This window comes from Streptomyces mutabilis (assembly GCF_014649815.1).
GTDB lineage: Bacteria > Actinomycetota > Actinomycetes > Streptomycetales > Streptomycetaceae > Streptomyces > Streptomyces mutabilis.
The window spans coordinates 221,447-227,534 of record NZ_BMTT01000013.1 but is presented as its reverse complement, the minus strand read 5'-3'; the positions used below and the strand labels follow the sequence as shown (position 1 = coordinate 227,534).

6 protein-coding genes are annotated in these 6,088 nt (G+C 67.5%); 3 read left to right on the top strand and 3 right to left on the bottom strand.

Features of this window, described 5'->3' with window-relative positions; translation table 11 throughout:
- Nucleotides 1-58: 58 nt before the first annotated feature.
- Both IE142_RS25125 and IE142_RS25120 read right to left on the bottom strand, forming a co-directional pair.
- The gene (locus tag IE142_RS25125) at nt 59-1,147 is read right to left on the bottom strand and encodes an IS630 family transposase (RefSeq protein WP_191887861.1); all 1,089 of its coding nucleotides are present in this window, start codon (nt 1,145-1,147) and stop codon (nt 59-61) included.
- Between the two features lie 177 nt (nt 1,148-1,324).
- Nucleotides 1,325-2,155: a fumarylacetoacetate hydrolase family protein gene (locus IE142_RS25120; RefSeq protein ID WP_191887860.1), complete on the bottom strand. Its 831-nt coding sequence runs from the start codon at nt 2,153-2,155 to the stop codon at nt 1,325-1,327.
- A 148-nt stretch (nt 2,156-2,303) separates the two neighbouring features.
- On the opposite strand from IE142_RS25120, the gene IE142_RS25115 reads away from it, so the two are divergent.
- The 3 genes from IE142_RS25115 to IE142_RS25105 are packed head-to-tail and all read left to right on the top strand — an operon-like array spanning nt 2,304 to nt 5,088.
- Nucleotides 2,304-3,062 (top strand): ribonuclease activity regulator RraA, encoded by a 759-nt coding sequence (locus IE142_RS25115; RefSeq protein WP_191887859.1) that lies wholly within the window; start codon nt 2,304-2,306, stop codon nt 3,060-3,062.
- A complete protein-coding gene (locus tag IE142_RS25110; protein ID WP_191887858.1) occupies nt 3,059-3,568 on the top strand; it encodes a nuclear transport factor 2 family protein in 510 nt (169 codons plus the stop codon). The genes IE142_RS25115 and IE142_RS25110 overlap by 4 nt, the downstream gene beginning before the upstream one ends.
- A 20-nt stretch (nt 3,569-3,588) precedes the next feature.
- On the top strand, nt 3,589-5,088 hold the full coding sequence (locus IE142_RS25105; RefSeq protein ID WP_191887857.1) for an aldehyde dehydrogenase (NADP(+)): 1,500 nt from the start codon (nt 3,589-3,591) through the stop codon (nt 5,086-5,088).
- Between the two features lie 94 nt (nt 5,089-5,182).
- On the opposite strand, the gene IE142_RS25100 is transcribed toward IE142_RS25105, so the two are convergent.
- On the bottom strand, nt 5,183-6,061 hold the full coding sequence (locus tag IE142_RS25100; RefSeq protein WP_191887856.1) for an aldose epimerase family protein: 879 nt from the start codon (nt 6,059-6,061) through the stop codon (nt 5,183-5,185).
- Nucleotides 6,062-6,088: the final 27 nt, after the last annotated feature.

Genomic DNA, 6,088 nt, shown 5'->3' with positions numbered 1-6,088 from the left:
CATGGCGGCGTATCACCCCACCATGATCCACCACCCCAGTGATCTTTGAAGACGGACCCTAGTGTCCTGAGTCGCTAATTCGTGTGCAGTATGCGGCGAGGGTGTCGAGTATGTCGTCGGCAGTCTTCGTCCAGACGAACAGCTTGGGGTTCTTGTTCCATTCGTTGATCCAGCCGCGGATGTCCCGTTCGAGTTCGACGACGCTTCGGTGGGCCGAGCGGCGGAGTTTGCGGGAGGTCAGCTCGGCGAACCAGCGTTCGACGAGGTTGAGCCAGGATGCCGAAGTGGGGGTGAAGTGCAGGTGGAAACGGGGGTGTCGCAGCAGCCACTTCTTGACCGGCTCGGTCTTGTGGGTGGCGTAGTTGTCCAGGACCAGGTGAAGTTCGACGTCCTTGGGGACGGCGGCGTCGATGACCTTCAGGAAGCGGAGGAACTCCTGGTGGCGGTGACGGCGGTAGTGCTGGGCGATGACCGAGCCGGAGGCGATGTCCAGGGCGGCGAACAGGCTGGTCGTGCCGTGCCGGACGTAGTCGTGGGTCATCTTCGCCGGCGTGGTCGGTGCCATCGGCAGCACGGGCTGGGTCCGGTCCAGGGCCTGTATCTGCGACTTCTCGTCCACCGCCAGGACCAGGGCGTTCTCGGGCGGGGCGAGATAGATGCCCACCACGTCGCGGACCTTGGTCACGAACCGCGGGTCGGTCGACAGCTTCCAAGTCTCCACGATGTGCGGCTTGAGGCCGAACGCCCGCCAGATCCGCGAGACGGCCGACTGCGACATCCCCGCCGCCCCGGCCATCGAACGCGTCGACCAGTGCGAATCGCCTTTGGGCGGCGCCTGGTCCAGCGTCCTGGCGACCAGGGCCTCGACCTGCTCGTCCGTAATCTTCCGCGGGGCTCCCGAACGCGGGCTGTCCACCAGGCCCTCCAGCCGGTCCGCGGCGAACCGGGCCCGCCACTTGCGTACGGTCTCGCGCGAGACACCCAGATCCTGCGCGACCTGCGTGTTCGGCCGGCCCTCCGCGCACGCCAGCACGATCCTCGACCGCAACACCAGTGCCTGAGATGCCGTCTGCTTGCGCAACCAGCCCCGCAGCACCCTGCGTTCGTGATCGGACAACTCCAGCGACAACGGCTTCGGACCAGGCATTGCCCCACCCTACAACCGCCCATGAATTAGCGACTCAGGACACTAGCGGAAAACTCAGCAGTCGGCGGTTCCGCCCGACCGGCGTTCGTCGTGCTTTAGCCTGTTCGGCCCGCGAATTGGCTCTCTTCAGGACCCGCTCACCGCCGCTTCGAGCGATGAGCGGAGCCTCATCGCTTCCTACCCGCCGTGCTCTGCTGCGTCCGGTCCTATCACCGGGTTGCGTTGCCGCCCTAGTGTGCCGACCTCGATCTCGACGAGGTCCCCCGGGGTAAGTGCCATCCGCGGGGTGCGGAAGTCACCACAGCCAGCTGGGGTGCCGGTGAGGATCACATCTCCTGGGGAGAGTGTGAACCAACGGGAGCAGTAGGCGATCAGCTCCGCCACCCCGAAGATCATCGACTTGCTGGTGCCGTCCTGGACGAGGGTGCCGTTGTACCAGGTGCGCAATGAGACGTCCTGGGGGTCGGGGACCTCGTCCACGGTGACAAGCCAGGGGCCGAGCGGGCAGAACGTGTCCAGCCCTTTGCCGCGCACCCACTGTCCGTCTGCTGCCTGGAGGTCACGAGCTGAGATGTCATTGGCCGCCACATATCCGAAGACTGCCGCCAGCGCCTGCTCTGGTGTGGCACGGCGCAGTGGCTTTCCGATGACGACACCGAGTTCGGCCTCCCAGTCGGCGCGCGCGGTGACGGCGGGGTCCACCTCGACTGGATCATAGGGGCCAGTCACGCTCGACGACAGCTTTGGGAACAGATACGGCTTCTTGGGGACCTCCCACCCCATCTCCTGCACGGTGTCGTGGTAGTTGAGACCGATACCGAAGAGCGTTGGCGGGCGGTAGGGGGCGAGGAGGTTGTGTGGGCCGACGTTCACTGACTCCCCATCGGCGTGCGGCGATGCACCGCCGATCAGGTCAAGAAGCGGGGTACGGGTGGTGCGCCAGCCGTCGTCTCCGGAGCTGACGACCGTGGTCCTGGTGCCTCGGTGGCTGATGGTCGCAAGTCGCACGATAACCTCAAGTCCCAATGGTTGGGATTTAGTTTTTGTGAATGGGATTTCGCTGTGTTCTGATGTTAGCGTTCCGGGAAGCCGTCGCGACGTTGGTGGCCGCCGTCTCGAGACGGACGCCGCCTCACACGTGAGAAAGGACCATGCGGTGTCCACATACCTTCCGCCCCCACTTGACGACTCCGACTTCGAGCTGCTGGGTCGCGCCAGCACCGCGACACTCGCCACCCAGCTCTACAGGCGCGGTATCCGGCAGCCTTTCCTCGTCGGTGTTTCCCCCCTCGGTGACCGTTTCCAGGGGTTCGTCGGCGAGGCGTACACCATGCGGTTCATTCCGTGCCGCGAGGACGTGGACCCGGTCGGTGACCCCTACCGCACTGGCAACGTCCTGCAATGGGAGGCCATTGAAACCGTCGGCCCCCGCCAGGTCCTCGTGGTCGACAGTCGCGACGACACATCGGCCGCCTCGGCCGGCGACATGCTGGTGACCCGGGCTATGAAGCGTGGCGCGGCGGCCTTCGTGACCGACGGCGCCCTCCGGGACGGCACGGCCATCGCCGAACTGGGCTTTCCCGCCTACGCGCGGGCTGTCACCGCCACCACCCGTCCCGCATCCTTCCACGTCGCCGACCTCAACGTGCCGATCGGTTGTGCCGGTGTCGCCGTATACCCCGGTGACATCCTGGTGGGCGACCGCGACGGCGTCATTGTCGTGCCCCGCGCCCTGGCCGCAGAGATCGCCAGGCCCGCCATGGAGCAGGAGGAGCTGGAGCACTGGCTCTACAAGCGCGTACGCAACGGACAACCGCTGTGGGACACATACCCCCCGAGCGCTGAGACTCTCGCCGAGTACGCGGCCTGGAAGGCCGCCCAGCCCGAAAACCGAACCGAGGGGATCTCGGCATGACCCGCTTCGATGAACTCGACCCGGCGGTACAGCGGGTGCGGATGGAGAACACCATCCGCACCTACTTCGACGGCTGCAACGAGGCCGACGTCACCAAGATGGCCTCTCAGTTCACCTCCGACGCGGTGCACTACTTCCCGCCCGGCCTGGCAGGCCCCTGGACCGGGGCCACCACCATCGCCGAGAACTGGCGGCGACTGGTGCTGGACATCGGGTCCGCCTGGTCCATCGAACGGATCGTGGTCGAGCCTGAGTCCCTCCAGGCTGTCATTGAGTGGACGCACTGGAAGACCCGGCTCGGCGGATATCTGCGCGGTGACGAGTGGTACAGCTTCGACCCGAAGACAGGTCTGATCACAGAGATCCGCGCGTTCTACGCCTCCGCCTCCGACGGCCGGAACGAAGTAACCATGCAGGGCTTCGACTACGAGGGCAATGGCTACCGGATGACGCCACCGGTGGAGCGTCCCCATCCGGACGCCGAGTACGCACAGACCGAACAGTGACCACTGAGCCAGGTAAATCCATGAATCGCATCCAGAGCATCGATCCGGCGACCGGGCAGGCTGTGGCGGACGTCGCGGCCCGCTCCACACCCGCCGAGGTAAACACCGTCGTACGCCGGGCCGCCGACGCGGGCCGGAGCTACGAACGGGCCGGGCGCCCCCTGCGCGCCGCTGTCCTGCACGCCGCCGCTGACGAACTGGAGGCCCGTCGGGCCCGGATCGTCGAGCTGGGCCGCCGGGAGACAGCACTGCCCGAAGCGCGGCTGAACGGCGAGGTGAGCCGCACGGTTTACCAGGCCCGGCTGTTCGCCGGCGTCGTCGAGGAAGGCTCCTTCCTGGAAGCCACGATCGACCACGCCGCTGACACACCGATGGGTCCGGGCCCCGACCTGCGACGGATGCTGGTGCCACTCGGGCCGGTCGCCGTCTTCGGGGCGAGCAACTTCCCGCTCGCCTTCTCCGTCCCCGGCGGCGACACCGTCTCGGCCCTCGCGGCCGGCTGCCCGGTCGTTATCAAGGCGCACGACTCCCATCCGGGACTGTCGCTGCTTGCGTTCGAGGCGCTGGAGGCGGCCGTCGCCGCAGCCGGCGCCCCAGCCGGGCTGGTCGGCCTCGTCTTCGGCCGGGAAGCCGCCCGCGCGCTCGTAACCCACCCGCAGATCAAGGCCGTCGGCTTCACCGGTTCCCTCTCCGGCGGACAGGCCCTGCTCGACGCCGTCAACTCGCGGCCCGACCCCATTCCCTTTTACGGCGAACTCGCGGGCCTCAACCCCCTCGTGGTCACGGAGAGTGCCGCTCGTGTGCGAGGCCCGGAGATCGCAACTGGGCTGGTGGGCTCTGTCACCGGCTCTGCAGGCCAACTGTGCACCAAGCCCAACCTGGTGCTGGTACCCAGGGGCCCGGACGGTGACAAACTGATCACCGAGGCGACCCGATTGATCGAAACCACCCCCGCGCTGACCCTACTCAACGCTCGGATTGCCCAAGCCTACGAGGAGGACACCCAAGAGTGGAAGGGCCAGGCCGGTGCGACCGGCGGTGTGCCCGCCGGCGCAGGGTTCTCGGTGAGCCCGCGTCTGCTGGAGGTGGACGCCAGAACTCTTGCTCAGACGCCGCCTAAGGAGTGCTTCGGTCCCGCGTTGATCGTGGCCCGCTACGATGCGGGCACCCTGGCTGATGTCCTCACCGCGCTGCCCGCCTCGCTGACCGGCACCATCCACGCCGAGCCAGACGAGACGGAGCTTGTCACCCGGTTGACAGAGGTACTGCGCCCTCTGGCCGGACGGCTGGTCTACAACGGCTTCCCCACCGGGGTCATGGTGGCGTGGGCGCAACACCACGGCGGACCCTGGCCGTCCACCAACAGCCTGCATACCTCGGTCGGACCGACGGCCGTGCGGCGTTTTGTTCGCCCTGTGACCTGGCAGAATGCCCCGGCTGCGGTGCTGCCGGAGGAGCTGCGGGACGGCCCGTCAGCCATTCCGCGGCGGGTCGACGGCCGACTCCTTCTGCCTGGCTGAGTCCGGACGGCCCAGGGTGCACGACACCGACCGTGCGTGACGTCCCAGATAGTCGCTCAGTCGCCTTAGACGGAGCGGACCTCCGGCACTGGCGTCAGCCAGGGACAGTGATGTCCATCGTGAAGGTGCGGTGTTCTCCCGGCTCCAGCCGGAGCGGCCCCAGTCCTTCTGCGGTCGGGCTCGGGGCATCAGCCGGAGCCGGCAGCCCGTACCACGGCTCGATACAGAGCAACTCCGCCCCCAGAGGCGCCCAAACCGCGAGCTGTTCGAACCCCTCCCAGGCCAGGCGCAGTTCGGGCGTGCCCGGTGCTGTGTAGGTCAAGGCACGCGAACGCAACACGTCGAACACTAACGCACCGTCCGTGAACAGCTCGTCCCCGATGAGCAGTTCACGCCCGCGCACCGGCGTCGGCATTGACTCGGGCGTCAGTAGGTCCGCATCGACCCTGCGCACCGGCGCGGTCTCCGGCTCGGCGAAGACGATCCGGTGTCCGGCCCGGGAAGCCGCCCCAGGCAGCGGACGACAGAATCCCGGATGCAGGCCGAGAGAACAGGACAGCGGGCGCGGTCCAGGGTTCTCGACGGTGTGCCGGATCCGCAGGCGGTCCTCCTCGATACCAAAGTCCGCCGTGACGCGGAACGGAAAGGGGAAGTGCCGCCGGGTGGACGGGGTGTCCGTCAGTTCCAGGACCACCCCGTCCACCCCGGCGCGCAAGGTTCGGAACCGCTGGTCCCGGGCGAAGCCGTGCTTGGGCATGGCGAGCCCTGCGCCGTCGTGCGTCAGCGTGTCGCAGGGCAGCCGCCCGATCACCGGGAAGAGCAACGGTGCGTGCCAGGCCCAGGGCTCCCCGGCGTCCCAGAGGACTTCCCGCTCCGTTCCGTCGGCGGCGCGTCCGCGCAGGGAGCACAGTTGCGCCCCCACATCACCGATCTCGGCGCACAGACGTTCGGTGGTGATGCGAGTTCTATTCATGTGCGGCTCCCGTGCATGTGAATTGGG

Bases quoted from the DNA above. Each gene is read 5' to 3' on its own strand.
- IE142_RS25100 (WP_191887856.1), bottom strand. From the start codon at position 6,061: ATGAATAGAACTCGCATCACCACCGAACGTCTGTGCGCCGAGATCGGT.
- IE142_RS25125 (WP_191887861.1), bottom strand. From the start codon at position 1,147: ATGCCTGGTCCGAAGCCGTTGTCGCTGGAGTTGTCCGATCACGAACGC.
- IE142_RS25105 (WP_191887857.1), top strand. From the start codon at position 3,589: ATGAATCGCATCCAGAGCATCGATCCGGCGACCGGGCAGGCTGTGGCG.
- IE142_RS25110 (WP_191887858.1), top strand. From the start codon at position 3,059: ATGACCCGCTTCGATGAACTCGACCCGGCGGTACAGCGGGTGCGGATG.